Origin of the sequence: Deinococcus sp. Arct2-2, assembly GCF_004801315.1 — a bacterium.
In the GTDB taxonomy this organism is placed as follows: domain Bacteria; phylum Deinococcota; class Deinococci; order Deinococcales; family Deinococcaceae; genus Deinococcus.
In genome coordinates, this window is sequence record NZ_SSNW01000002.1 from 1 (window position 1) to 25,172 (window position 25,172).

The window sequence follows — 25,172 nt, forward strand, 5'->3', positions numbered from 1 at the left end:
GGAGAGGCAAGCTTTAGTGGCTTAACCAGACCTACGTAAAATCGGGTGAGGCCCACCTGAGGGAAACAGCGTCAACCCCTCAGGTGTGTCTCAGGCAGTGCCCCCTCAATGCCTCAGGTAGGTCTCAGGCAAAAGCTCTAAACGCCCCAGGTGTGTCTCAGTGGCATCCAAGTGCGGGTGGGCGGATGTCAAGGCGATCTTGCATCAGTGCGCTTGGATGAATCCTGACACTCCAAAGGTCAACACATTACGCTCCAGTCAACGGGTACGCCGCCGAAACCGTTAAAGAACTCAGCTTTCAGGACGCCGCGCCGATGCGATGACTCTGTCACTCAGTTGGGAGCGGCACTGATGGACGCCCTGAACAACCTCGGCTCTGCTGTTATCTCAAACATAGGTGCGATATACGTCACCTGACAGAACAGAACGTGTCCTTGCTCAAGTTCGCAGGCGGCCACACCGTGCCGAGCGAAGTTCAAAATGCGGCATTTGAGTGGCTAGGGCTTGACGAGGGATAGAGGGTACCGCGTCCACCTCTGCCGCACCGGTGAGGAGTGATCAACCCGGACTCATCACTGATGGTCCGCTTGCCCCAGCGCCATACCATGACTTTCAGGCGCTCCCAGACATTCACGGAGAGTTCATCGGCCACGGCCTCACTCCTGAACATCACCTCGTTGCCCGTGGCGACGTGAGCGCAGGATCCATCACCGGCAGCCGAACATAGAGCATTGGACGCCTTGGCCCACCAGGGGAACGGCGCCCTTGGCAGGACTGCACGGACGGTGCGTTCACCCACCGCGATTTCCCCATAGACTAGGAACGGCCTTCCTTTGGAGTGTGGGACGCAGGGTGGACCACGCGGAACAACGCGAGGCGCACGGTGTGCAAAGCCCAGCGCCCCTGTTTCCCGACAGTACCGGCTGCACAGCACCGCCCCGAATCCTATGTTTTCTTAATGTGTAAGTGTGATTAAGACTGCTTTATCAAACCTATCTATGATCAACATTTCTATACAGTGGAGTCTTTAGTGGGACGAGTACGGCTGAGCTCCATCTTGTGGCACAATCGGGGCCAGCGAGCGGAAACTTCTGCTTCTTCGTGGACCAGATTCGGCCGGAGGCGTGACATGACCAGCAAGAAAGAGAAGAACAGCGCAAGCAGTGGACGCGGTTTTGCCCGGATGGACCCCCAAAGGCAGCGCGAGATTGCCAGCAAGGGTGGACAAGCAGCCCACGCCAGCGGCAATGCCCATCAATTTACCTCTGAAGAGGCCCGCGCCGCCGGCCGCAAAGGCGGTCAGGCCTCCCGCGGCCGCACCAAGGCAGATGGGGCGGCGCCACAAAACACCCAATCTGCAGATTGACGCGCAGCGCCGACACCGCTCCTTCGACGCAGGCTGTGCCCTCCTCCTACCCCTCCAGCCCACTCGGCTGGAGTTTTTTGTGCCGGTGTGGGGCCCGGCTATACACCGCGTCGCCACCGATCCAGACCTGCGCTACGTCGCTTTGGGTGCCGCCGGCAAACAGGGAGGCCAGCGCGCGTTCGGTGCTGGGGGCATGGGCCAACACGGTGTGCATGATGCTGCCTTCGGGCGGGCGGAAGTATACTGCGTCAAAGCTCTTGCCGGCGCTGAAATCTCCAATGTGGCCCTCTAGATCCAGGGCTTCGGCTCCGGCGCGGGTCGCGAGATACAGCAGGTGCGCGGGCGAGAGCGGTACGCCTTCCGGCCCCATCAGTTGCTGCATAAAGTGGGCCTGCAAGCCCTCTTTCAGCATCGAAAAGCCCGTGCCGCCGCCCACGTCAGTGCCCAGGGCAACGTGAACGCCCGCGGCCAGGTGACGCCGCAGCGGGAACAGGCCGCTGCCCAGCGCCGAATTGCTGCACGGGCAATGCGCGGCGGTGCAGCGGTGTTCGGCCATGGCCCCCAGTTCCCGGTCGGTGGGATGAACGCTGTGGGCCAGCACGCTGCGGCGCGTGACCAGTCCGGCGCGTTCATACGTATCCAGGTAATCGCGGCTGCTGGGAAACAACTCGCGCACCGTTTGGATTTCACGCCCATTTTCATTGATGTGGCTGGTGAATCTCACGTCCGGGAACTCGGTCATCAACGCGGCGCAGGCGTCCAAGATTCTTTCTGAGGCCGACAGGGAAAACCGCGGCGTGACGGCGTAGAGATTGCGGTCTCGCCCGTGCCAGCGCTCTATCAGCGCCTTGCCTTCCGCGTAGGCCCGCTCCGGCGTGGTGTGCAGCTCGGGGCGCAGCAGCCGGTCGGAGACGACCTGACCCGCCACCGCCCGCAGCCCCACCCGGCTGGCTTCCTGAAACAACAGGTCGACGGCACTCGCGAAGTGAGAGCCGAACATCAGCGCGGTGGTGGTGCCGTTGCTGGTCAGACCCGACACGAATTCGCGGGCAATGGCGGCAGCGTAAGCATCGTCGCCGAATTTGGCTTCTTCGGGCAAGGTGATGGTGTCCAGCCAGTCCAGCAGCGGCAACCCCAGCCCGCCGATCACGCGCACCTGCGGGTAATGCACATGCGTATCGATAAATCCGGGCAACAGCAGGCCGCCGCGCAGGTCGTCTACCGGTTCGTCGGGATGGGCGGCGCGAACGTCGGCAAAGCGTCCACTCTGAATGATGTGGCCGTTCTGAACGAGCAGGCCGCCATCGTCTTCGGTGTGCAGAGCTTGATCGGAGTGGAACGGATTGGCGGGCGTGTGCAGAAAAGTAGCGCGGTAGAGGGTCATGAAATCCTTTGGGGAGGGAGCACAGGCTGGGGACGGGAGGACTGCTCGAGCACCTGCACCAGTTGGGCCGCCACACTCACGGCGATCACGGCGGGCGCTTTGCCGCTGATGCCCGGTAAACCAATCGGCGTGGTGATGCGCTCTAGGTCGGCTTCGGCATGGCCGACCGCCTTCAGTTGCTCGCGGAACCGAATCCATTTCACGCTGGAGCCGATCAGTCCGATGAACCCCAGATCAGGGCGGCGCAGGGCCGCGTCACACAGGGCGGCGTCTTCAGCGTGGTCGTGGGTCATGACGATCAGGTGACTTCCGGCGGGCAGATCGGGCAGGGTCAACTCGGGAATGGGGACGGCGTGAAGGTGAACGGTGGCCGCGCCTGCCAGCACACCCGCCAGCCGTTCGGGGGCCAGTTGCGCTGCCCGCGAATCGGTGAGGTGCAGCTGCACGGGCAGGCGCGACAAGATCAGCGCCAACTCCAGGCCCACATGCCCGATGCCGAACAGGGCGATGTGCGGCCGCACCGTTGCCAGCGGCTCGAACAGCAGCGTCACCTCTCCGCCGCAGCATTGGCGGCCATACTCGTTGGGGGCGCTGTCGTTCAGGCGCAGGGTCAACAGTTCGGGGGCCTGGGCGTGAGTGCGGAGTAGTGCGCGGGCGCGGGCGACGGCGGTGGCCTCCAGGTTGCCGCCGCCGACGCTGTCCCACGTTTCACCCTGACTGACCACCATTTTGGCTCCGGCCTCACGCGGGGCATGACCGCGCACGGCAGCGACGGTGATGAGGACGCCGGATTCATTGTGGTCAGTCAGGTGTTGGAGGGCAGCGAGCCAGTTCACTTGGGGGTCCTTGGTAACGTCGATTTAAGTTTGATGGTGGCTCCCACGTTGGACTCCCCCAGCCCCGCCTCCAGAGGGGTCAGGAGAGGGGCAGCTCGGCTGCGCAGCTCTGCGGGGCCGCTGAGGAGTGAGCTTGTTGAATTCCAACTTGTCTGAGTCCCTCACCTGAAGCGGAATAGCCAGTTGTCCTGACACTGAGAGTGGCCCGCGCCTTGCACGCACGGAGGCCTCACACGGAGTCGAGCGGCGGGATTGATGGATGGAAAGGAGTGCAGAGCCGTTCCTACTGCTGCTGTGTCCCACGTTCCACCTCCCCGCTAGTCATCCGCCGCCACCACTTGCGCCCGCTCCTGCCGCGCCTCTTCCAGCGCCCAGAACACGGCTTCGGGGGTGGCCGGGCTGGCGAGCTGTTGCGGCCGCCCGCTGGGGCCAAACGCGGCGGCGGCCTCCCGCAGGGCTTCGCGCACGCTGATCGCCAGCATCAAGGGCGGCTCTCCGACGGCCTTAGAACCGTACACCACGCCGTCTTCGGTGGCTTGTTCCAGCAGGGCCACATGAAAGATTTCAGGCATTTCGGAGAAACTGGGCAGCTTGTAGGTGCTGGCCGACTGGGTGGCGAGGCGGCCCCGGTGCGGCCCATCAGAAGTGTCCCAGCGCAACTCTTCGAGGGTCAGCCAGCCCGCCCCCTGCACGAAACCGCCTTCGACTTGGCCTATATCGATCAGGGGCGAAAGGCTGTCGCCTACATCGTGCAGCAGGTCGGCGCGCAGCAGGCGGTACGCGCCCGTAAAGCCGTCCACTTCCACTTCCGATACAGACGCGCCGTAAGAGAAATATTTGAATGGTTCGCCCTGCATGGCCGCCCGGTCCCAGTGCAGGCCCGGCGTGCGGTAGTAGCCCGCCGCCCAGAGTTGGGTGCGCAGGTGGTAGGCGTCGTGGACGAGCTTGGCAAAATCCAGGCCTTGGTCGGGGTGACCCAGCGGGTACACGCGGCCATTCTCAAAACGCACGTCGTTGGGATGCACGCCCAGCGCACCCGCCGCCACCGCCGCCAAGCGCCCCTTGATCTGGTCGCAGGCATCCTTGATGGCCCCGCCGTTCAGGTCGGCCCCGGAACTGGCCGCCGTGGCCGAGGTGTTCGGTACTTTGTCGGTCCGGGTCGGCGCGAGGCGCACGCATTTGAGGGGGACGCCCAGCGCCGTCGCCGCCACCTGAATCATCTTGGTGTGAAGCCCCTGCCCCATTTCCGTGCCGCCGTGATTGATCAGCACAGAGCCGTCTTTGTAGACGTGAACGAGCGCGCCCGCTTGGTTGTAGGCGGTGAAATTGAAGGCAATCCCGAACTTGACGGGCGTGATGGCGAGGCCGCGTTTGGTGTGAGGATGGGCCGCGTTGAACACCTCAATCTCGGCTTGTCGGGCCGCAAAATCGCTCTTTTCCAGCAGCGTTTGCCACACCAGTTGCAGGCGTTCGGCGTGGCGCACGGGTTGCCCGTAGGGCGTGGCCTCGCCGGGGGCGTAGAAATTGCGCTGGCGCAGATCGGCGGCGTCTAGCCCCAACACAGGCGCGCAGCGGCCCAGAATATCTTCGATCACCAACATGCCTTGTGGCCCGCCGAAGCCCCGGAACGCCGTCTGGGACGTTTTATTGGTTTTGCAGATGCGGCCCAACACTTCCACGTGCGGAATGTAGTAGGCGTTGTCGATGTGGCACAGGGCGCGGGCCAGCACGGGTTCAGACAGGTCGAGGCTCCAGCCGCCGTCACTGCTGAGGGTAGCTTGCAGGGCCATCAGGTGGCCTGAATCGTCGAATCCCACTTTCCAGCGGGCGTGAAAAGGGTGGCGCTTGCCGGTCATGGTGAGGTCTTGGGTGCGGTTCAGGCGCACTCTGACGGGGCGTCCGGTGAGCGCCGCGCCTAGCGCTGCAATGGCCGCAAAGCCGTGTGGCTGCATCTCTTTGCCGCCGAAGCCGCCCCCCATGCGCAGGCACTGCACGGTGACTTGGCTGGAGGTCAGGCCCAGCACATGCGCCACGATCTCCTGGGTTTCGGTGGGATGCTGGGTGCTGCACTGAATGAACATTTGGCCCGATTCGTCGGTGTAAGCGAGGGCGGCGTTGGTTTCCAGATAAAAATGCTCTTGGCCGCCAAACTCGAATTCACCTTCAAAGAGATGCGCGGCCTGCTCAAAGCCCAGTGAGACATCTCCCCGGCGCAAGGTGGGCTGAGACCCCTGAAAACTGCCCGCTGCAACCGCTTCGGCAATGGTCAGCAGGGCGGGCAAAACTTCATATTCCACCCGAATCGCTTCGGCCCCCAGCCGCGCCGCGTCGGCGCTGTCGGCCAACACCCAGCAGACCGCGTGGCCGTAGAACATGACTTCTGTAGGAAACAACGGCTCATCGTGTTTCACGCCCGAATCGTTGACGCCCGGTACGTCGGCGGCCGTCAAGACGCGCACCACGCCGGGAACGCTCAGGGCGGGCGCAGTGTCCAGACCCAGTATCCGGGCGTGGGCATGGGGCGCTTGCAGGGGCCAGGCGTGCAGCAGCCCTTGCAGGCGCACGCCGAGGTCGTCGGTGTACAGCGCGTGCCCGGTGACGTGCAGGCCGGCGCTCTCGTGCGGGACGGGGTCGCCCACGGCGCCCAGTGGCGGGCGTTCGAACAAGCTCATACAAGCACCTCCTGACGCTGCTCCGTGCGTTCAAAGTAGAACTTCAGCAAGGTCTGCTCCAACATGGCGGCGCGGTAAGCCCCCGAAGCGCGGTGGTCGTCCAGCGGCGTGCCCTCGGTGGCAAGGAGTTGAGCCGCCCGGCGCACGTTTTGTTCATTCCAGACTTGCCCGGTCAACGCGGCTTCAGCCTTCAGCCCGCGAATGGGGGTGGCCGCCACGCCGCCCAAGCCGATGCGAATACGCTGCACCGTTTGGCCTTCCAATTCCAGCGCAATGCCCACCGCCACACTGGAAATATCGTCGAAGCGGCGTTTGGCCACCTTGTAAAAACCCGTGACGGGCGCAAGCGGCAGCGGAATTCGCACGGCGCGGATCAGTTCACCGGATTGCCTGACGGTCTGGCGGTACCCCGCAAAATAGTCGGCCAGCGGCACGTCGCGCTCTCCCTGCGGCCCCACCAACACCACGCCCGCCTCCAGCGCCAGCAGCACCGGCGGGCTGTCTCCGATGGGCGAGGCCGTGCCCAGATTGCCGCCCAGCGTGGCACTGTTGCGGATCAGGCGCGAGGCGAAGTGCGGAAACCACTCACGCAGCAGCGGGATTTGGTCGCCCAAGCGCCGCTCCAATTCCGACAGATTCAGGCCCGCGCCGAGTTCGATGAAGTGGTCGGTGACGGTCAGCGTGCGCAGTTCCGGCAGCCCGTCTACCGCGATGGTGACGCCGGCGCGGGCGTGGCGCAAGTTCACTTCGACGCCCCAATCGGTGCCGCCTGCCAGTACTTTGGCGTCAGGGTGAGCGGTCAGCACGGCCAGAGCTTCGGCCAACGTCCCGGGGCGGTGGAAGTCGCCGTCGGGGGTGCTGAGGTACGTGGGCTGGGGCAGAGGCGGCGCTTGGGTGCGGCGCTGGGCGAGTGCATCGGCCTCGGGGGGCAGTGCGAGGGCGTAAGCCGCGTCCTGAATGGGGCGGTAGCCTGTGCAGCGGCAGAGGTTCCCGCTGAGGGCGTGAATGTCAAATCCATTCGGGCCGTGATGCGGGTCACCTTCAACCCGTTCAGGCCGGTAATACTCGGCGGCCATACTGACCACGAAGCCGGGGGTGCAGTAGCCGCACTGCGAGCCGCCGCGCACCGCCAACTCGTGCTGCACGGGATGAAGCGCGTCCGGACGCCCCAACCCCTCCGCCGTCACCACTTCTTGACCCGCCAAGCTGCCCATCAGGACCAGGCAGGCGTTCACCGATTCCAAGCGCGTGCCGCCGTCCTCCTGGGGCCGCGCCACCAGCACCGCGCACGCTCCGCACTCGCCTTCCGCGCAGCCTTCTTTGCATCCGGTGAGGCCCTGATCGCGCAGCCAGTTCAGCAAGGTGGTGTGTGGGCGCACATTCTGAGCGGTCTGGTGCCGCCCGTTGATGGTCAGTTCGACTGCGTGCAGATTGGGCATGGATGGGCCTCCTGATGTCTGAGAGGGTGGCACAAAAAGAAGCTAAGAATTGCGGTGGAGACGATAAAAACTATGACAAGAGAACAGCCCGGTGGTCAGCGTGCGCCGGCCGCCCGCCGTGTTGATCTACGGCTGGGGGGCAAACGCATGGTTGACGCATAGGGCTGGAAAGGCTCTGGGCGGACGGCTGGTTATCCATGCAGAACAGCCGTCTGGAGTGTGGGCAATGCTCTGGAACTACTCTAGGACGGCGCTGGGGCGATTGCAAGCCAAACGCTTACAGCGCCAGCAGCACGCGCAAGTCGTTCAGATTTTGTCCGGTGGGGCCAGTGATCAGAGCGTCGCCTAGAGCCGCAAAAAAAGTGCCGGAATCGTGGCGATGCAGAGCGGCGGCAGGATCAAGGCCCCGTGCCCGCGCCCGCACGAGGCTGTCTGGCATGAGGAAAGCGCCGGCAGCCGCAGATGTACCGTCTATGCCGTCCGAGCCTGCCGACAGGCCCCAGAGATTCAGGTTCAAGCCTTCCGATTCCAGCAACCCCATTTCCATCAGGAAGGCCAACGCAAACTCCTGATTGCGCCCGCCGATGCCCGGAGCTGCATCAAAAACGAACGCTGGGCCGAGCGTGACAGTGGCTTCTCCGCCGGAAATGAGGGCAACCGGAGCCAGGGCAGGCGTGCCGGACGTATACACAGAGCGAATGATGGCAGCGTGTGTAGCGGCCAGATCGCGGGCTTCTCCGCCGAAGGCGTCGCCCAGAATGATCGCCCGCACGCCCTGAGAATCCAAGTGGGCCGCCGCCGCATTCAGCAGCAGGCGGTTGGAGCCGATGACTTCTGTGTGGACACGGGCGAACGCAGGGCCGGGGTTGGGCGTGTCGGGGAGTTCTCCGGCTCGGCCGCGTTGCAGGTGCGCCCGCGCTGCCGGATGACCCAGCCCGAATCTACCGAGCACGGCCAAAGCATCAGAAAAAGTACTGGCATCAGGCACGGTGGGACCGGACGCGATCACGCTGGGATCGTCCCCGATCACGTCGGAGAGCAGGAGAGCGGTGACGGACGCGCCGCGCCCCAACGCCGCCTGTGCCAAGCGCCCGCCCTTGACGTGCGAGAGGTGCTTGCGAACGGTATTCAGATCGTGAATGCTTGCGCCAGATGCCAGTAGATCCCGCGTCAGCGCCTGCTTTTGCCCCAACGTCACGCCCCAAGGCGCACACAGCAGCGCGCTTCCGCCGCCCGAACCCAGCACCAGCAGGTCTGCGCCCGCCTGCAAGCCGTTCACCAGTTCGAGGAGCCGCGTTGCCCCACGCACGCCGCGTTCATCAGGTACGGGATGGCGGGCCAAGTGGAGTTCACCTTGACCCTGATCAAGGGCGGCCTGCACGGCGGGGCTGACCTCCAAGCCGTCTGGGGCGAGCGCCAAGAACCGCGAGTTTGGATACACGGAGAGGGCCGCGTCCAGCATCGGCAGGCTGGCTTTTCCGAAAGCGGCGACGAGAGATGGGGCTTTGAAGCCGGGCTGAAGCAACCGCGCCCGCACCAAGGCGCCCGCGTCGGTGGCCCGCAGTGCGGCGCGGTAGGTGGCGTCCAGGAGGGCGCGGGGGTTGGCGATGGGGGCTGACATCTCGGCCTCAGCATAGGCGTGTGCAGGACACGGCAACGGACATCTAGACGCCTCAGGATCTGGCGTGCACCTGCGTTGCGGGTTGATAGGCTGAGGCCAAAGCCGCCCGCGCTCTCCCCTACTCCAAGGACGCCTCATGACTTCCGAGCTTGCATCTCTCCAACTCTCAGCGCCTGCGCACCAGCTCGCCACGCGCCTGCATACGGCGCTGCGTGCCCGCTGGGACGCCCTTCCCGGCGATCCTGACCCACCTGCACCGCCCGAATACGCAGCCGCACCCATTCCCACCGACTTGCGGGGCCGCCGCGCCGAACTGATCGTAGAAGCGTCGGATGTTGATGCACTGCGGCAAGCGTTGGCCTCAGATGCAGACGCGGTGGTGATTGATTTTGATGACACGTTTGCCCCCACACGGGCCAATGTGCAGGCGGCATATGACGCTTTGGCTTGGGCCACTTCCACATCAACGCCGCTGCTGGCACGGCCCCGCGCGCTGTATGCGGTGGAACAGGGGTTGGATTTTGACGGCCCTGGCATTGCCAGTTTGTGCGATTTAGCGGCCATAGTGGCGGCGCGGCCCCAGCAGCCCATCCACCTGTATATTCCCAAGTTGGAAACGGTGGCCGAGGCGAAGTTTTGGGAAGACGCCTTGGCTGTGGCCGAAGCGGAACTGAACTTGGCCCCCAATGCTATTCGGGTGTGCCTCCAAATCGAGACGTTTTTGGGTGTGCTGCACGCCGACGCCCTCTTGTACGCCCTGCGCGGGCGAGCCTACGGCCTGAACGCAGGGCGCTGGGATTACGTGTTCAGCTTGACCAAATGGGTGGGAAGAACGAGTGCAGCCCTGCCGCCCCGCGCCGAGTTGGGCATGGAGGTGGACGCGATGCGGGCGTACGCCGAAGCCTTGGTGCGCGTGTGCCAGCGCCGGAACGCAGAAGCGATTGGCGGAAGCGCCGCCGTCGCGCCCGATCCAAGTGATACACAATCGGCGTTAAACACAGTGCAGGCCGACAAACGCCGCGAAGCTTTGCAAGGATTCACGGCGGCTTGGGCCGGACTCCCAGACCTGTTGGCACCAGTGCGGGCCGGATTTGAGGGCGTAAGCGCTGAACCGCTGCCGCCCGAATCGCCGGAGCGCACGCGGGAGCGGTTGCTGAACTTGCCAGGAGCCCAGGTGTTGCCGCTGAACACCGTACAGGACACGATTGGACTGGCATTGGCAGTCTTCCGGGCATGGTACGCGGGGAGAGGCGTGGTAGTGCGTGGGGGCCGGATCGAGGACACGGCGACGGCGGAACTGGCCCGCGCCCAGCTGTGGCAGTGGGTGGGCTGCGGCGCAGAACTGGACGGCGGCGAACGCCTGACGGCTCAGTGCTACCTGCACGAGCGCCGCGCCCAAGCGGATGACGCAACCCCAGAAGCCAAACTGCTCGATCATCTGGTCTTAACCGAACTCTGCATCCCCTATTTCCCGCGCGCCGCGCAGTCGTTACCGGAGGCCTCAGCATGACCCGAACCCACCCTCACCTGACCCAGACCGTGCTGGACGCTTGCCACACGCTGGCCGAATTCACCACCACACCCGGCAGCATCACCCGCCTGTTCCTGACGCCGCCCATGCACGACGTCCACGCCTACCTGACCGATTGGGCGCAGAGATTGGGCATGACCAGCCATGTAGACGCCGCCGGGAACTTGCGCTGCCGCTGGGAAGGAAGCGCGCCGGAGGCGCCCACGCTCTATCTAGGATCGCATCTGGACACCGTGCCGAACGCCGGAGCCTATGACGGCATCTTGGGTGTGGTGCTGGGGTTCGCGCTCGTCGAAGCGTTGGGCGGCCAGCGGTTGCCGTTTGCGCTGGAAGTCTTGGGCTTTTCGGAAGAGGAGGGCGTGCGCTACGGCGCGTCGTTTTTCGGCAGTTTGGCGCTGCTGGGCACGGCGGGGCCGATGCTGGACTTGCGTGACGCGGGCGGCCAAACGGTGCGGGAAGCGCTGACCGCATTTGGACTGGACGCCCAAGCGTTGCCGTCTGCCGAAATCACCGGGGAGGCCCTGGGATACTTTGAAATTCATATCGAGCAGGGGCCAGTGTTGGAGGCGGCGGGCCAGAGTGTGGGGATTGTAGAAGCGATTGCCGGCCAGAACCGCTTCGATCTGACCTTCACCGGCCGCGCCTCGCACGCCGGAACCACGCCGATGCTGCTGCGGCGCGACGCGTTGGCCGCCGCTGCCCGATTTGTGGTGGCCGCCGAGGACCTGGCCCGCAGCACACCTGGGCTGGTGGCGACGGTGGGCATGATGGACGTGAAACCCGGCGCTGGCAACGTCATTCCCGGCGAAGCGCGCTGCTCGCTGGACCTTCGCCACGCCCGCGACGAGGTGCGCTTGGCCGCGCTCCCGGAGCTGTTGGCTTCGGCTGAAGGCTTTGCCAGCGAACGCGGCGTCACCCTGACCGTCACGCCGAAAATGGAAGTGCAGGCCACACCGATGCACCCGCAGTTCCGGGCGCTGCTGCATCAGGCGGCGGCTGACGCGGGGTTGCCTCACCCTGACCTTGTAAGCGGCGCGGGCCACGACGCGATGGTGCTGGCGGCCCGAATGCCCGCCGCCATGCTGTTCGTGCGCTCGCCAGGCGGGCTGAGCCACCATCCCGACGAAGCGGTGTTGGCCGAAGACGTGACCGACGCGTTGGCTGTGGGCAGCCGCTTTTTGCAGTTGCTGGCGGCAGAAGGGGGCAGGCATGGGCTTTGATCTGATCATTCGGGGCGGCACCCTCGTCACGGCGCAGGGCGAGCGGCAGGCCGATCTAGCGGTGGAAGGCGGGCAAATCGTCGCCATTGCCGATGAGGTGTTAGGCGGAGCCGCGCACACGCTGGACGCCACGGGCCTGCACGTGTTTCCCGGCGTGCTGGACGCCCATGTGCACCTGAACGAGCCGGGGCGGACCCACTGGGAAGGCTTCGAAACCGGTTCACGGGCGCTGGCGGCGGGCGGGGCCACCAGCTTTTTTGATATGCCCCTCAATTCCTCGCCACCCGTGCTGGACGCGGCCACTTTTAGGGCCAAACGCGCCCTCGCCGAAGCCAAATCGTTGCTGGATTTTGGGCTGTGGGGCGGCCTGACCCCGCTGAATCTGGACAACATGGACGAGTTGGCCCACGCAGGCGTGATCGGCTTCAAAGCCTTTATGAGCCACAGCGGGCTGGATGAATTTCCGGCGGTGGATGACGTGACGCTGTATGAGGGACTGAAAGCCGCCAAACGCCTCGGCTTGCCGCTCGCCACCCACGCCGAAAGTGACGGCTTTACGCGCCGCCTGACCGAATTGGCCCGCACGGGTGGGGCTTCTTCAGCCCGCGACTACCTGAATTCGCGTCCGGTGGTGACAGAGTTGGAAGCGGTGCAGCGTGCCCTGCTGTACGCGCAGGAGTTGAACGCGCCGCTGCATTTGGTTCACCTCAGCAGCGGGCAGGCAGTGGCCTTGGCCGTGGAGGCCAAGGCGCGGGGCGTAGACGTGAGCATCGAAACTTGCCCCCACTACCTGCATTTCACCGACGCAGATGTAGAACGCATCGGCGCAGCCCTAAAATGTGCGCCGCCGCTGCGCCCGCAGGCGGTACAAGATGACCTGTGGGCGGCCCTGTTGCGCGGTGAAATTGACATCATTGGTTCCGATCACTCCCCTGCCCCGCCTGACCTGAAGGCCAGTGCCGACTTTTTTGCGCTGTGGGGCGGCATCAGTGGCGCACAAAGCACGCTGAATGTACTGCTGACGGATGGACACGCGCAGCGCGGCTTGGCGGTGGCGGCGATTGCAGCCTTGACCGCCCTGAATCCAGCGCGGCGATTCCATCTTCCCCACAAAGGTGAACTCCGTGTAGGCGCAGACGCCGATGTTGCTGTGGTGAACCTGGGCCACCGCTGGACGCTGGGGCAGACTGATTTACATGACCGTTGGCAGCAAAACCCGTATGTCGGCACTTCATTTCAGGGCAACGTGCAAGCGACGTATGTGCGGGGCCAGGCTGTGTACCAGAACGGGAAGTTTGACACAGCGGTCAGAGGACAGCTCTTAACGCCGCACCTTCAAGGAGCCACATGAAACACCTCGGCCATACCCGCAGCAGCCTGCACCAATCGCACGCTGTCATTACACCCGAAACCTTCGTTCGCACGGCACTGGCCGAATGGCCCGGCAGCGCCGTTGTGTTGCACATTGCCCCAGTGATCGGCCTGCGCGCCCGCTTCGTCCAGTTCACTGCCGAGATGCCGCAGGGCGCCCAGGCCAGCGCGTCGGTACACGGCTATCAACGCTTTGCCTTCGTGCTAGACGGTGAAGTAGAGGTGAGCATCGACGGCGAGACCCGTAGGCTGGGGCCCTCCGACTATGTGTTTGCCCCGGCAGGGACGGCGCAGACGCTGACCGCCACGCAGCCCACCCGCCTCGCCGTGTTTGAAAAACCGTATGAGGCGGCAGCGGGCCAAGCCGCGCCGGACGTGGTGTGGGGCAACGAGCCCCACAATCCCGGTTACGCCTTCGAGGGCGACGACCACCTGATGGCCCGCAAACTGCTGCCCGACGACGCCCGCTTCGACTTCATGATGTCCACGATGAGCTTTGCTCCCGGCGCAAGCCTGCCTTACCCCGAAATTCATTACATGGAACACGGCCTGCTGATGCTGGAAGGCGAGGGGTTGTATAAATTACAAGACACCTATTACCCAGTCGGCGTGGGTGACGTGATTTGGATGGGCGCGTATTGCCCGCAGTGGTACGGCGCATTGGGCCGAAGCTGGAGCAAGTACCTGCTGTACAAGGATATGAACCGGCATCCTTTGGCAATGCTGGGGGCGGGGATGGAATAAGTGCTGAATCAAAAAAGAACGGACGCCACACAGGACGCCCGTCTAACACAACTCGCTTAATCTGCTTACAAAAAGGGCCGCATATCGGGCAAGTTGTCGTTATAGGTGCGCCCGCGTGACGTCGCGCCGATGGCGGTCATGGTCCAGTCGTTGCCCTGACGTTTCAGGCTCGCCAGAATCATGGCGCTGTGGCCGCCCTGCGCCGAGAGATTGTAGCGGGCAATTTCTTTCTCGCCCTGAAGGTTCACGAGGCGGCAATAAGCGTTTTCGATCTGGCTAAAATCCTGCCCGGTGTAGTTGTTGACGCTGAAAATGACGGTCACGACGTTGGCAGGCAGACGGGCCAAATCAACTTCAATGGTTTCATCGTCGCCGTCGCCCGCGCCGGTGCGGTTGTCTCCGCTGTGGCGAATGCTGCCGTCTTTGCTTTGCAGTTGCCGGAACCACACGGCGTCCACAAGGTTCCCGCCCGCGTCGAACAGCAGGGCGTTGGCGTCCAGGTCAACGGCGACTTGCCCGCCGCCGAAGCCCAAAAAGCCCTTTTTCTTGATGGCGTCCCAGCCAAGACCCATGCGGACCTTGCCCAGCGAGGGGCCAGCCTCTTTGGCGAGACTGATCTGTTGCCCTTTTTGCAGTGAAATAGCCATAAGTGTTGCCTCCAAAGAGAATGTGAACGAGGGGGGGGTTAGCGCAAGATACCTTGCTGCTTGGCGTCGCGTTGCCATGAATCGAGTTCATTGACGAGCAGTTCGAACAATTCGCCGTCTGGAATCCGGATGGGCGCGGGCACGCGGAAAAAGTCGGCGTTGTCCACTCGCCTGCCCTTCAGATCGTCCAGCTTCTCCAGGAAATCAAAGTCCACCCGGCCCGCTTCGATGCCCATGAATTTCCAGAAGATCGGTTCGTGGGCGGCGTCCATCATTTGTTTGACCACAGCGGGGCGGTTGGATGTACCGCCGTCAGTGATGAACAGCACCAGCGTCGGCAGGCGGTGGCCTGCTTGGCGGGCGTCGTCGCGCACCATGGTCATAACGGGGCTGTAATGGGTGCCGCCTTCTAGCTTAATGTCCATGCGGGCCACGAAGCCGCCCACATTGCCCAGCGATAAGGCTCCTTGGCGGTGTGCCTTGAGACCGAACAGATACACTTCGACCTCCCCGTCATCGTCCAGGCGGGCCGCCAACGCCAAAGCCCGCTCTGCCAGGGCCTGCACCGACCCGGAGCGGTACTCGTCGTACATGCTGCCGCTGATGTCCAGCACCAGATTCACCCGGTACTGCGCTTCGCCGAGGCCACGTTTTTCGAGGCTCACGCTGGCCGCCTTGATCAGGCTCACCAGTTGCGGTTGCTCGCGTTCGGCCTTTTCCAGCAGCACGCGCTGGCGCTCTTTTTTGAGGTTGACGGGTGCAGCGGCGGGAGGGGGAGCAACGGCGGGTGTAGCGGGCGCAGGCGCGGCGGCTTCAGCCACCTCGCCGCCGAAATGCCGCACCAGCGCGTCTAGACCGCCGTCGAAGCCCTGCGCGACGGTTGCCAGCCGCCACTCGCCCTGATGACGGTAGAGGCGCACCAGCATCACGGCTTTTTCGGCCTTCAGGTGCGGTTTCACGTCGAATGTGGCGCTGCCCAGCGTGACCGACAATGCCCCGGCTTGGCCCACCGGCGTCGTGTCGTGTGTGGCCGTGAAATAGACTTCGGTGATGTCGGCGGGAAGGGTCTGCACATTGACGCTGAAGGCCGTATCTACGCCCTGAGCGGTGAGCGCCAGCGCCCCTTCTGGACTCTTGGGCTGGTTGAAAAACACCATGTAACGGTCATCGGACAGCTTGCCGTCTTTGAGACCAAAGGCGGTGATATCGGTGCCGCTGAGCGTGCAATGGACCTGCACGGAGAAGCTGGAGCCGAGGCCCAGAGTGGCGAGGGGCAAGCGTTGCCCAGCAGTCAGGGACGTCATTTGCTGCCCGCCGACCAGCGAAAGCCGAAGCCGTAATGCTCGTCACAGGTGGAATGATCGCTGAAATAGCGTTCCTCTTTGGTAATTTTGATGTCGCCCCCCACGTTCTCGATGTTGGCAATGGCGCAAAACGTCCGGCGCATGTCGGGGTTGCTCAGGCGCACCGTGATTTCGTTGCCACGCGGGTCTTTCAGGGTCAGGTGTGCGCCCACACGGGTAAAATCGCTGGTTCCCTCGTAGATGAAGGCAAAGATCAGCACCGTATGGATCAGGTCAGGCCGGAAAATAATCAGGTTTTCGCCGTCGCTTGAGGCTCCGGTGCGGTCATCCTTGTCGAGCATAATGTACGGCTCGAAACGGTCGGAGCCGAAATTGTTGCCGAGCGACTGAATCACGCCCATTTGCCCGTTGTTGAGCACGAACATGCAGCCCAAGTCGAGGTCAGCGCCCGACGTTGCGCCAAAGCCGAGAAATCCACCCTTACTGCCGCCGCGTTCCCAGTTCAGGTTCACGCGGATGGGGTCTTGGCCGCCGTCTTTGCGCAGGGAAATCTTGGTGCTTTGGCCCTGCTTGTCCAGCGTAATTTTCTGCAGGCTGATGCTGGGGGTGGGTGCTGGGGGTGGTACTGGAGCGGCGGGAATCGGGGCAGAAGGGGGCGCGGCAGCCGGAGCGGGCGGCGGAACTGGGGGCCGCCCGAGAGGAGTGTCCTGCACCGTACCGCCAAAATGCTTGACCAATGCGTCTAAGCCGCCGTTGAACCCCTGCCCGATGGCCCCAACTCGCCACACGTCTTTAAAGTACACATCCAGCAGCATGATGGCCCGCTGCTGCTGAAAATCGCGCCCGGTCACGCGGTAGGTCAGGTGTTGGCCCGCGCCGCTGCTCAGCGTCACTTCGGCATGATCAATGGCTGCAAACGAACCCTGATCAACGGTGGAGGCGAGGCTCAGGCGGCGCACCGAAGCAGGCAGGCGCGCCAGATCAAGTTGAAAAACTTTCTCGTTCCGCGCCCCACTCTGCATTGTCAGTGCCCCCTCCGGACTCTGGGGCTGATTAAAAAACACCATATAGCGGTCATCGGAGAGCTTGCCCGCCGCGTCTAAGCCAAACAAAATCAGGTCGTATTCGGGCGCGGGGCCAGTCACACGCACCGTCAGCGTGAGAGCGGTGTGGGGTGTGAGGGCGCTCAGGGGCGATTTTTGTCCAGTTTGGAAGGTCTGCATGGATTCCTTATCAGATCAAGAGTGGAAGTGGAGTAGTGTTCACCGTGCGTCACTGTTCAGCTCCAGCAAGCGCAAAAAGCGGGCGGAGGCCACAGCAGCCCCACCCGCCTCCGGAAAACAAGTTTAGACGTTGACGCCGTAGTTGCGGGCCAGCGGCGCGAGGCCACCTGCATAGCCCTGACCGACGGCTTTAAATTTCCAGTCGGCTCCGTTGCGGTAAATTTCGCCGAAGATCATGGCAGTGTCGGTGGAGGCGTCTTCGGACAGGTCGTAGCGGGCGATTTCACTGCCGTTGGCCTTGTTCAGCACGCGAATGTAAGCGTTGCCCACTTGCCCGAAGCTCTGGCCGCGTGTATCGGCCTGATCGATGGTGACGCACAGCGCGACCTTCTGCACTTCGGCAGGCACTTTGGTCAAATCTACGTCGAGCGTTTCATCGTCGCCGCTGCCTTCTCCGGTCAGGTTGTCGCCGTTGTGGGTCACGCTGCCGTCGGAAGACACTTTGTTGTTGTAGAAAATAAAGTCGCCGTCAGCCCGCACTTTGGCGTCGTCTTTCAGCATAAAGGCGCTGGCGTCAAGGTCAAACTGCTTGCCGTCGGTAGCGCGGGGATCCCAGCCGAGGCCGATGACGATGGCCGTGAGTCCGGGAGCTTCTTTGGAAAGTGAAACGTTGCCGCCTTTAGAAAGTGATACTGCCATGGTGCCCTCCTGAAATGGGTGTGGTGTAGGTGTGCACAACGAATTGAAAGAGGAGTATGAGACTCTACCTCTAGAATGTCGCCATCAAAGCGTTCTGTCAATCACAATTGGGGAGACTCAAAGCTGGAGCGGCCTTTTGACATCTGATACTCATGCGCCGCGTGGGGCCGCGGAATTTTACAGGCCGAATTCGGCGGGCGTCAGCTTCAGCGCAAAAATCACGTCGCGCATGACTTGCTGCTCGTCGGGGCTGAATTCGCCGTCGGCGTTGGCGATCACGAGGGCGAGCTGCACCACGGCGCGGGCCTGATCAGGCTTGCCTGCCACGCGGCCAATGACCTGCATCAGTTCGATCTTGCCGAAGTCGAAGTCGGCGGTGATCTTGTTGCAAAAGTTGTCGTACTTGGTCTTCATATCGCCCACGTTGAAGGCTTTGAGCTTGTCGCTGGTGGTAATGAACTGGGCGGTACGGGTGCGCTCGTTCTGGTCGATTTTGCCGTCTGCCGCGCCGATCAGGGCGCAGGCGGCCATCGTCGCGTCGGCAAAAGCGGTGTTGTTAAAGCGGCTCCACGTATCCTGCGCTTCCTTGCCGGCCTGACTGCCCATCGCCTTAAGTTTGTTCAAAAAGCTCATCGATTCTCCTGTTGTGCGGTGCATAGCGTTGCGTAAGAGGGTCACGGGAAACGAGACAGGACTGCGGGGACAGCATCCCCTGTGTCCAGCATAGCGGTAAGAATGTGAGTTTGAGGCTAATGTGAGGTCAATAGACATCCATAGATCAGTCACAGCCACCGAGCCTAAAGGCACGTTCAGGCGGCGTGTCATCAAGGCGCACGCCGCCGCTTTAGCCTTTTTGACATGCCGCTTAAACCTGATCTACCGGAGCCGGAATCTGTTCAGAAGCGCGTTGGACTGGCTATCGTGGGGCTGGGCAAACTGAGTGCCGAGGAACTGATTCCGGCCATTCGCACCAGCCAGCATACCCGCGTGGCCGCGCTCGTCACGTCAGACGTGGAGGAAGGCCGCGCTTTGGCCCGCGCCTTCGATCTGACCGACGGCGATGTGTACGCCTACGACGATTTCGAGGCGCTGAAAGACCGGGAAGACGTGGACGGCGTGTATATCGTGCTGCCCAACAGCCTGCACCGCGAATTTACCGAACGGGCCGCCCGCATGGGCAAGCATGTGCTGTGCGAAAAACCGCTGTCGGTGAATGCGGCAGAGGCTCAGGCGATGGTGGACGCCTGCCGCGCCGCTGGAGTGCAGCTGATGACGGCCTACCGTTGCCAGTACACGCCGCACCACTGGGCCGCCCGCGACGCCGTGCAGGGCGGCAGATTGGGCGCAGTCAAGCTGCTGGATTCCATCCATGTGCAAGTCGAAACCGATCCCGAAGCGTGGCGCATGAAAATCGCGTTGGCGGGCGGCGGCCCCCTGCCCGATGTGGGCCTGTACAGCCTGAACATCCTGCGCTTTGTGCTGGGCACCGAGCCGGAATGGGTGTTTGCCGCACAGCATCAACCGAAAAATGACTCCCGATTCCGCGAGATAGAAGAATCGGTGTCGTTCATGCTGGGCTTTCCGGGCGGCGTGATTGCCAATGCGCTGACCAGTTATGGAGCGCACAAAACGACCACTTTGCGCGTGCTGGGCGAGGAAGGCAACGCCCTGATGGATCCGGCTTTCAGCTATACCGGCCTCAGCCTGAGCATCACCGATAAGGGCGGCCAAACCCTTCCGGCCTTCGGTAGCTACGATCAATTTGGGCTAGAGATCGATCATTTTGCCGAACGCATCAGAGACGGCAACACGCCGTGGACACCGGGAGAAGAAGGGGTGCAGGATCACCGCATCATGGATGCCATTTACGAAAGCGCCCGCACGGGCCAGGTGGTGCGACTGGAAAACTACGCTGGTCTGGACGTGTTCAGGGGCGAGAAACCGGAGTTGCCGGGGTAAGAAAAGTCAGCCAGATGAAGTCATGAGGGGGCGTGGTGGTGCACGACCCCCTCTGTTTTACTGCCTTGCGAGCCTGGCAACAGCAGAAGACAAAAGACTGTCTGGCACTGCAAAACAGACCGACCCCTCAACCCTTGAATCTGGCTTCACAAAGTAAGTCCGGTAGCTGTGCCTGCCATCTATCGGATTACGATATAGGCAGCCGATACAGCCCAAGCCGCCCAACATTCGCGGTGTCAATCCTTCGCCGCTTAGGCTTGAGCAACCAACGTCGCCACCCTGACAGCCGTCAAAAAAGGAAGTGTTTATGGAACCAAACTTACTCAAAGGACACCTTGACCTCATTCTGCTGGCGATTTTGGAGGGCGGCCCCATGTACGGCCTCGAGATCAGCAAACAGGCGCAAGTAGATACGGACGGCTACTTTGATCTGCGGGTGGGCAGCCTGTATCCGGCGCTGCACCGCTTGGAACTGGCCGGGGCGATAGACGGCGAGTTTCGGCCCGCGCCCAGAGGCGGCGCACCCGTCAAGACCTACTGGCTGACCGACGATGGCCGGACGCTGTTGGCCCGCAAACGTCAGGAATTCAGAACCTTCAGCACGCACCTACAAGCTCTGGGGAGGCCTTATGAGTAACGGTAAACCGGGTCACAGCGGCGATATTGCGCGGTATTTGCAGCGTTCTACACGCGGACTGTGGGGACGCCAACGCCGGGAGCTTCGGCAGGAGCTTCGCGGCCACTTGGAGGCCCGCTGCCAAGAACTGCGCCTTGCCGGACTGACGCCCGCTGAGGCCATTCGGCACACGCTGCGCGAATTAGGCCAGCCGGAGCAGGTCAGCTTGGGCATGGCTCAGGTGTATCTGCTGCCCCAAATGGCGCGGGTCACGGCCATCGGTGCGCTGATGATCTGCACGGCGTTTTTGGCGATCACCACAGGCTCACGCGGATTTGCACAGGTGCAGGGGTATCAGCCTCTGTTCGCCCTTCCCGCCGGGCCGTACACCTACCTCGACACCCAAAGCCTGCAAGGTGAGCTGCTGAAGGCGGGCGTGGCCGTGTCGGGCCATCCGCAGCGCCCCGTGCTGACGTTTACAGGCCAGCCCAACCCGGTGGTGGTGAAGATCGGCGCGGACGAGGACAATCAAACCCCCTTCGTAACACGGGCGTTGTTGCGCGACTATGCCACGGGCAAAACGTATCTGGATGCCAATACGCTGGCGCAGTCGCTGCTGAAGGCGGGGCTGGATGTGCGGGTGCAGGGCTGGCAAAATCCCGAACTGCAAGTCGGCACTCTGAAGGTCAAGTTGGGCACGGCAGCGCAACCGGTGGACGCCTACAACCTGTATAGCCTCGCGCTATCGCCATTGGTGCAGCAAGTGGGATTGCCGTCGGCCTACAGCGCCAAGTGGGGTGGCGTGGACTTGTACAGCACCCACACCCTGCCCCCAACCCTGACCCAAGCCCAGCCCGACGGCGTATACGCGCTGGTCAGCGTGATGCGGGCGGTGCGCCCAGAGGTGAGCGGACAGCCGCGCCCGCTGGTGCTGGCCTTCGATCTGGCCCGCCCCGCAGCCGATGGCCGCTTGACTTTTGCCCTGCCCTACGATTTGGCCGCCCTGCGCCTGAGCAGCACTGTGGCCGACTTGCAGCAAGACGCCCGCCGCCTGACCGATCCAGCCCAGTGGCGCGACTACGCCAGCACGAACGCTCCGGCCCATGCCCTGCTGCTGCGCCTCAGCGGAAGCTTGACCACCGGGGCAGCCAACACGCCCACGTTTAACCTAGTTCCAGCGTCGGGCCTGAGCATAGGCGAGCAATAACGAGGGACGTAGGGTGTGGGAAGGGCTTTTCGCTCACTTCTAAGGGGGGCTGGCTGCGAAGCCGACTGGGGGGTTGCATTCGGCGTTGGAAGGTGAATCCCCCTGTTGCTGGCGCAACGCCCCCCCTTAGAGGTGGGGATAAAAGCTCTACTCACTCCTCTACAACAGCCGCCTAACCCAGCCCCACCAAGCCTTCACTGACTTCCCACAACCTCCGGGCAATCTCCACGTTCTGCGCTTCTGGGTTCACGCGGGCGGGTTTTTGGCGGTCGAAATACTGCCCGGTCACGCCCTGCACGTCGGGTGCGGCGGCCAGATACAGCGTAGTTTGTGCGCCCTGCTGCGGCGAAATGGCCCCAAACCGCTTGATCAGGCTGAAGCCTAAGCCCATGACGCCCCGGCTGCCAGGGCCAACATTGCTGTTGACCACGCCGGGATGCAGCGCGTTGGACGTGACCCCGTGCGGAGCGAGGCGGCGGGCGAGTTCGTTGGAAAACACCACGTTTGCCAGCTTGCTTTGGCTGTAGGCGCGGAAGCCTGAATAGCGTTTTTGGCCTTGCAGGTCATCAAAATCAAGGTGACCGTTGGCCTGTGCGCTCGAACTGACCATGACAACGCGGGAGGCGGGCGTGGCCGTCAGCAGCGGCGTCAGGAGGTGCGTGAGCAGCGTGGGCGAAAGGTGATTCAGCGCCAGCGTGCACTCTAGGCCGCCTACGGTTTCTTCCCGCGTCTGAAAAAACGCGCCCGCATTGTTGATCAAGACGTGCAACTGCCCTCTGGCACTCTGAACGTCTTGTGCCACACGCCGCACATCGGCAAGGCGGGACAGATCGGCGGAAAACATTTGGACTTGGCCCGCGCCTGCGCTGAGCAACTCTGCCGCCAAAGCCTGTGCGGTGGCCCGGCCAATTCCGGCGGTGGCCCCGGTGAGCAGCACCGTTTTGCCCTGCAAGTCGCGTGCTGACTGGTTGCCAGAATTCTGAGTCATCCGCGCATGATCCTCAAATTGAACGGTGTGTCTCCCCGTCGTCTCCAGACGCGCAACCACAAGGGCAACAACATTTCCACGCCGCGTGCCGCCCGCAAATCACCCAAATCTAAAACGTCTCTCCAGCCAAAAGAAGCCAGCCCTGCCGCGTTCCCCTGCCAACGTCTTGGGACAACCGTAGTCCCATACAGACCGGTCTGTCTAGTAGCTGGTGTAAGCTGGGGCATGACTTCCCCCGGTCCCACTGGCCCGACCTTCGCAGGGGAGCCGCCCGCCACGCCGCGCCACCGTATTTTGGACACGGCCCGCGTGCTGTTTTATAGGCGCGGCGTGACCAATGTAGGCATCAACGAAATCATCGCCGAAAGCGGCGTCGCCAAAGCCACCTTGTACGCGCACTTTGCCACCAAAGACGAATTGATCTTGGAATTTATGCGGCAAGGCGATGCCCGCTGGATAGCGTGGCTAGACGAACGGGTGCGGGCGTTGGCCCCGGAAGCCCGCGCCCGCCCGCTGGCCGTGTTCGACGCCCTGGCCGAATGGTTTGCGTTGCCGTTTTTTCGGGGCTGTTTGCTTGGCAATGTCGGCACAGAATTGGCCGACCCGCAGCACCCGGCACAGGCACTGTTGGCCGACCATAAAGAGCGGGTTCGCGCCCTGCTGGAAGGCTGGTTGGCCGAGGCCGACGCCCCGAACCCTTCTGCCCTCGCCAGCCAATTCCTGTTGTTAATCGAAGGCGCGACGGCTGTGGCCCGAATGACCCGTGACCCAAACGCCGCCCAGCAGGCGCAGGCGGTGGCGCGGGCGCTGTTGGGCGGCGAAAAAGGTTAGTGGAGAGGAAGGAGGCTCAGGGCAAGACGTTTCCGGCGGCCAGCAAAATCCCGTACCATTCCTCGCGGGTCAGGTCAATCTCGCTGGCTTTACAGCAGTCCTTGAGGCGCTGAAGATTCATGGTGCCTGTCACTGGCTGCATTTTGGCGGGGTGACGCAGCAGCCAAGCCATCGCAATCGTCGTATTGCCGACGCTGTATTTAGCCGCGATCTCGTCAATTTTGGCGTTCAGTTCGGGGAATTTGGCGTTGTCGAGGAAGACCCCTTCAAAAAATCCGAATTGGAAGGGCGACCAAGGCTGAATGGTGATGTCGTGCAGACGGCAGTAATCCAGCACGCCGCCGTCACGGTTCACCGCCGCGTCATTTTCCATGTTCACGTTAAATCCGCCCGTAATCATGGTGGCGTTGGTAATGCTCAGTTGCAGTTGGTTGGCGACAATGGGCTGCTTCACGTACTTTTTCAGCAAATCGATTTGGCGCGGATGCTGATTGGACACACCAAAATGACGCACCTTGCCCGACGTTTCTAGTTCGTCGAACGCGGCGGCCACTTCTTCAGGTTCCACAAGGGCGTCGGGACGGTGCAACAGCAAACTATCGATGTAGTCGGTCTTCAGGCGTTTCAGGATGCCGTCTACCGAAGACAGGATGTGTTCTTTGGAGAAGTCGAACATGCCGGGGCGAATGCCGCATTTAGACTGCAAAATGAGCTTCTCGCGCACGCTGCTGCTCATGCCGATGGCGTCTGCAAAGATTTCCTCGCAAGTGCCTTTGCCGTAAATATCGGCGTGATCGAAGAAATTCGCACCCGCATCCAATGCAGTCTGCACAAATCGCGCCGCATCCTGCTTCTCCAGCGAATTGATCCGCATACAGCCGACGGACACCACAGGCACATCTAAGTCACTGCTGCCAAGTTTGATGGTTCGCATAATCGCTGTCCTCCTCAGAACTGGTGTGGGCAGGGCAGATCAGCCAAAGCTGGCTGTATTGCTGCATTGCCCACACGACGGTCTTCAGACTGTCACACCAACAGGCAACGCGCCGCCCAGATAAAAGATTGCTTATGACTCGGTCACGCGGGACCAGGCCGATCTTTGAGGCAATGTAACCGGCACTCAACATGGGCGAAGGGATGAATCTCAGTTGCACAACTTGCTCGTATGTGAAGTCCATCAAAAAAGAGCCTTCAGGGCTGTCTTAATTTTTGCTTCATGAAGTCTGCTCATGTGTTCTGACCACTGATGAACGGGAACAGCGAAGAGGGAAGCAGGTGACCAGAGCCGCTGGCAACCAGCGAGCCTCCAAATGTCTGAACCGATTCAGCTCGGCTCATGGTTCGAGGGACAGGCTTTACCCCACTGGCAGCCGATTTCACAATACTGCTTGACCAGAAACGGGCCTTTTCAAAACGACTCTTTCACAGGTGGAAGTAATTTCAAGTGAATACGCGAATTTTATAGGCATGAATGCCGATCTTGAAGTCTTGCCTTACTCACCTAAACATACTCG

21 protein-coding genes are annotated in these 25,172 nt (G+C 62.5%); 9 read left to right on the top strand and 12 right to left on the bottom strand.

Features of this window, described 5'->3' with window-relative positions; all coding sequences use genetic code 11:
• Positions 1–1,129: 1,129 nt before the first annotated feature.
• The gene (locus E7T06_RS01205) at positions 1,130–1,366 is read left to right on the top strand and encodes a KGG domain-containing protein (RefSeq protein WP_136364031.1); all 237 of its coding nucleotides are present in this window, start codon (positions 1,130–1,132) and stop codon (positions 1,364–1,366) included.
• 46 nt (positions 1,367–1,412) lie between these two features.
• On the opposite strand, the gene guaD is transcribed toward E7T06_RS01205, so the two are convergent.
• The 5 genes from guaD to E7T06_RS01230 form a co-directional block, all read right to left on the bottom strand.
• On the bottom strand, positions 1,413–2,750 hold the full coding sequence (guaD, locus tag E7T06_RS01210) for a guanine deaminase (RefSeq protein ID WP_136364032.1): 1,338 nt from the start codon (positions 2,748–2,750) through the stop codon (positions 1,413–1,415).
• Entirely contained in the window at positions 2,747–3,586 is an 840-nt protein-coding gene (gene xdhC / locus E7T06_RS01215; protein WP_136364033.1) for a xanthine dehydrogenase accessory protein XdhC, read from the bottom strand. Before xdhC ends, guaD begins: the two co-directional genes overlap by 4 nt.
• Positions 3,587–3,903: 317 nt before the next feature.
• Positions 3,904–6,258: a xanthine dehydrogenase molybdopterin binding subunit gene (gene xdhB, locus E7T06_RS01220; RefSeq protein ID WP_136364034.1), complete on the bottom strand. Its 2,355-nt coding sequence runs from the start codon at positions 6,256–6,258 to the stop codon at positions 3,904–3,906.
• Positions 6,255–7,697, bottom strand: coding sequence for an FAD binding domain-containing protein (locus E7T06_RS01225; RefSeq protein WP_136364035.1), 1,443 nt, complete (start codon positions 7,695–7,697; stop codon positions 6,255–6,257). The genes xdhB and E7T06_RS01225 overlap by 4 nt, the downstream gene beginning before the upstream one ends.
• A gap of 277 nt (positions 7,698–7,974) precedes the next feature.
• Positions 7,975–9,318, bottom strand: a complete 1,344-nt coding sequence (locus E7T06_RS01230) for a glycerate kinase (protein ID WP_136364036.1) — start codon at positions 9,316–9,318, stop codon at positions 7,975–7,977.
• A gap of 136 nt (positions 9,319–9,454) precedes the next feature.
• Between E7T06_RS01230 and E7T06_RS01235 the strand changes: the two genes are divergently transcribed.
• The 4 genes from E7T06_RS01235 to allE are packed head-to-tail and all read left to right on the top strand — an operon-like array spanning position 9,455 to position 14,184.
• Positions 9,455–10,828: an aldolase/citrate lyase family protein gene (locus E7T06_RS01235; protein ID WP_136364037.1), complete on the top strand. Its 1,374-nt coding sequence runs from the start codon at positions 9,455–9,457 to the stop codon at positions 10,826–10,828.
• Positions 10,825–12,069: an allantoate amidohydrolase gene (locus E7T06_RS01240; RefSeq protein WP_136364038.1), complete on the top strand. Its 1,245-nt coding sequence runs from the start codon at positions 10,825–10,827 to the stop codon at positions 12,067–12,069. Before E7T06_RS01235 ends, E7T06_RS01240 begins: the two co-directional genes overlap by 4 nt.
• Positions 12,059–13,420, top strand: a complete 1,362-nt coding sequence (locus tag E7T06_RS01245) for an allantoinase (protein ID WP_136364039.1) — start codon at positions 12,059–12,061, stop codon at positions 13,418–13,420. The genes E7T06_RS01240 and E7T06_RS01245 overlap by 11 nt, the downstream gene beginning before the upstream one ends.
• On the top strand, positions 13,417–14,184 hold the full coding sequence (gene allE / locus E7T06_RS01250) for a (S)-ureidoglycine aminohydrolase (protein WP_136364040.1): 768 nt from the start codon (positions 13,417–13,419) through the stop codon (positions 14,182–14,184). Before E7T06_RS01245 ends, allE begins: the two co-directional genes overlap by 4 nt.
• Positions 14,185–14,249: 65 nt before the next feature.
• Here allE and E7T06_RS01255 read toward each other — a convergent pair whose 3' ends face one another.
• From E7T06_RS01255 to E7T06_RS01275, 5 genes are all read right to left on the bottom strand, one after another.
• Positions 14,250–14,831: a TerD family protein gene (locus E7T06_RS01255; protein ID WP_136364041.1), complete on the bottom strand. Its 582-nt coding sequence runs from the start codon at positions 14,829–14,831 to the stop codon at positions 14,250–14,252.
• A 38-nt stretch (positions 14,832–14,869) separates the two neighbouring features.
• On the bottom strand, positions 14,870–16,135 hold the full coding sequence (locus tag E7T06_RS01260) for a VWA domain-containing protein (RefSeq protein ID WP_136364042.1): 1,266 nt from the start codon (positions 16,133–16,135) through the stop codon (positions 14,870–14,872).
• Positions 16,132–17,358, bottom strand: a complete 1,227-nt coding sequence (locus E7T06_RS01265; RefSeq protein ID WP_136364043.1) for a TerD family protein — start codon at positions 17,356–17,358, stop codon at positions 16,132–16,134. Before E7T06_RS01265 ends, E7T06_RS01260 begins: the two co-directional genes overlap by 4 nt.
• A 123-nt stretch (positions 17,359–17,481) precedes the next feature.
• Positions 17,482–18,057 carry a TerD family protein gene (locus E7T06_RS01270; protein WP_136364044.1) on the bottom strand — a complete coding sequence of 192 codons (576 nt, stop codon included), beginning with the start codon at positions 18,055–18,057 and terminating at the stop codon, positions 17,482–17,484.
• Positions 18,058–18,234: 177 nt separating this feature from the next.
• Positions 18,235–18,690: a tellurite resistance TerB family protein gene (locus E7T06_RS01275; RefSeq protein ID WP_136364045.1), complete on the bottom strand. Its 456-nt coding sequence runs from the start codon at positions 18,688–18,690 to the stop codon at positions 18,235–18,237.
• Positions 18,691–18,915: 225 nt separating this feature from the next.
• Here E7T06_RS01275 and E7T06_RS01280 point away from each other — a divergent pair, with 225 nt between their 5' ends.
• The 3 genes from E7T06_RS01280 to E7T06_RS01290 all read left to right on the top strand — a co-directional run bounded on the left by E7T06_RS01280 (position 18,916) and on the right by E7T06_RS01290 (position 21,839).
• Positions 18,916–20,016, top strand: a complete 1,101-nt coding sequence (locus tag E7T06_RS01280; protein ID WP_136364046.1) for a Gfo/Idh/MocA family oxidoreductase — start codon at positions 18,916–18,918, stop codon at positions 20,014–20,016.
• A gap of 307 nt (positions 20,017–20,323) precedes the next feature.
• A complete protein-coding gene (locus E7T06_RS01285) occupies positions 20,324–20,653 on the top strand; it encodes a PadR family transcriptional regulator (protein WP_136364047.1) in 330 nt (109 codons plus the stop codon).
• Positions 20,646–21,839 (top strand): permease prefix domain 1-containing protein, encoded by a 1,194-nt coding sequence (locus E7T06_RS01290; protein ID WP_136364048.1) that lies wholly within the window; start codon positions 20,646–20,648, stop codon positions 21,837–21,839. Before E7T06_RS01285 ends, E7T06_RS01290 begins: the two co-directional genes overlap by 8 nt.
• A gap of 172 nt (positions 21,840–22,011) precedes the next feature.
• Here E7T06_RS01290 and E7T06_RS01295 read toward each other — a convergent pair whose 3' ends face one another.
• On the bottom strand, positions 22,012–22,827 hold the full coding sequence (locus E7T06_RS01295; protein WP_136364049.1) for an SDR family NAD(P)-dependent oxidoreductase: 816 nt from the start codon (positions 22,825–22,827) through the stop codon (positions 22,012–22,014).
• 225 nt (positions 22,828–23,052) lie between these two features.
• Here E7T06_RS01295 and E7T06_RS01300 point away from each other — a divergent pair, with 225 nt between their 5' ends.
• A complete protein-coding gene (locus tag E7T06_RS01300) occupies positions 23,053–23,658 on the top strand; it encodes a TetR/AcrR family transcriptional regulator (protein ID WP_136364050.1) in 606 nt (201 codons plus the stop codon).
• A 16-nt stretch (positions 23,659–23,674) separates the two neighbouring features.
• On the opposite strand, the gene E7T06_RS01305 is transcribed toward E7T06_RS01300, so the two are convergent.
• Entirely contained in the window at positions 23,675–24,592 is a 918-nt protein-coding gene (locus E7T06_RS01305) for an aldo/keto reductase (protein ID WP_136364051.1), read from the bottom strand.
• Positions 24,593–25,172 lie beyond the last annotated feature (580 nt).

What these genes read in the sequence shown, in the direction of transcription:
- xdhB (WP_136364034.1), bottom strand. Translation starts at nt 6,258, where the DNA reads ATGAGCTTGTTCGAACGCCCGCCACTGGGCGCCGTGGGCGACCCCGTC.
- guaD (WP_136364032.1), bottom strand. Translation starts at nt 2,750, where the DNA reads ATGACCCTCTACCGCGCTACTTTTCTGCACACGCCCGCCAATCCGTTC.
- E7T06_RS01275 (WP_136364045.1), bottom strand. Translation starts at nt 18,690, where the DNA reads ATGAGCTTTTTGAACAAACTTAAGGCGATGGGCAGTCAGGCCGGCAAG.
- E7T06_RS01270 (WP_136364044.1), bottom strand. Translation starts at nt 18,057, where the DNA reads ATGGCAGTATCACTTTCTAAAGGCGGCAACGTTTCACTTTCCAAAGAA.
- E7T06_RS01290 (WP_136364048.1), top strand. Translation starts at nt 20,646, where the DNA reads ATGAGTAACGGTAAACCGGGTCACAGCGGCGATATTGCGCGGTATTTG.
- E7T06_RS01225 (WP_136364035.1), bottom strand. Translation starts at nt 7,697, where the DNA reads ATGCCCAATCTGCACGCAGTCGAACTGACCATCAACGGGCGGCACCAG.
- E7T06_RS01240 (WP_136364038.1), top strand. Translation starts at nt 10,825, where the DNA reads ATGACCCGAACCCACCCTCACCTGACCCAGACCGTGCTGGACGCTTGC.
- E7T06_RS01280 (WP_136364046.1), top strand. Translation starts at nt 18,916, where the DNA reads ATGCCGCTTAAACCTGATCTACCGGAGCCGGAATCTGTTCAGAAGCGC.
- E7T06_RS01230 (WP_136364036.1), bottom strand. Translation starts at nt 9,318, where the DNA reads ATGTCAGCCCCCATCGCCAACCCCCGCGCCCTCCTGGACGCCACCTAC.
- E7T06_RS01265 (WP_136364043.1), bottom strand. Translation starts at nt 17,358, where the DNA reads ATGCAGACCTTCCAAACTGGACAAAAATCGCCCCTGAGCGCCCTCACA.
- E7T06_RS01260 (WP_136364042.1), bottom strand. Translation starts at nt 16,135, where the DNA reads ATGACGTCCCTGACTGCTGGGCAACGCTTGCCCCTCGCCACTCTGGGC.
- E7T06_RS01305 (WP_136364051.1), bottom strand. Translation starts at nt 24,592, where the DNA reads ATGCGAACCATCAAACTTGGCAGCAGTGACTTAGATGTGCCTGTGGTG.
- E7T06_RS01235 (WP_136364037.1), top strand. Translation starts at nt 9,455, where the DNA reads ATGACTTCCGAGCTTGCATCTCTCCAACTCTCAGCGCCTGCGCACCAG.
- allE (WP_136364040.1), top strand. Translation starts at nt 13,417, where the DNA reads ATGAAACACCTCGGCCATACCCGCAGCAGCCTGCACCAATCGCACGCT.
- E7T06_RS01300 (WP_136364050.1), top strand. Translation starts at nt 23,053, where the DNA reads ATGACTTCCCCCGGTCCCACTGGCCCGACCTTCGCAGGGGAGCCGCCC.
- E7T06_RS01255 (WP_136364041.1), bottom strand. Translation starts at nt 14,831, where the DNA reads ATGGCTATTTCACTGCAAAAAGGGCAACAGATCAGTCTCGCCAAAGAG.
- E7T06_RS01245 (WP_136364039.1), top strand. Translation starts at nt 12,059, where the DNA reads ATGGGCTTTGATCTGATCATTCGGGGCGGCACCCTCGTCACGGCGCAG.
- E7T06_RS01295 (WP_136364049.1), bottom strand. Translation starts at nt 22,827, where the DNA reads ATGACTCAGAATTCTGGCAACCAGTCAGCACGCGACTTGCAGGGCAAA.
- E7T06_RS01285 (WP_136364047.1), top strand. Translation starts at nt 20,324, where the DNA reads ATGGAACCAAACTTACTCAAAGGACACCTTGACCTCATTCTGCTGGCG.
- E7T06_RS01205 (WP_136364031.1), top strand. Translation starts at nt 1,130, where the DNA reads ATGACCAGCAAGAAAGAGAAGAACAGCGCAAGCAGTGGACGCGGTTTT.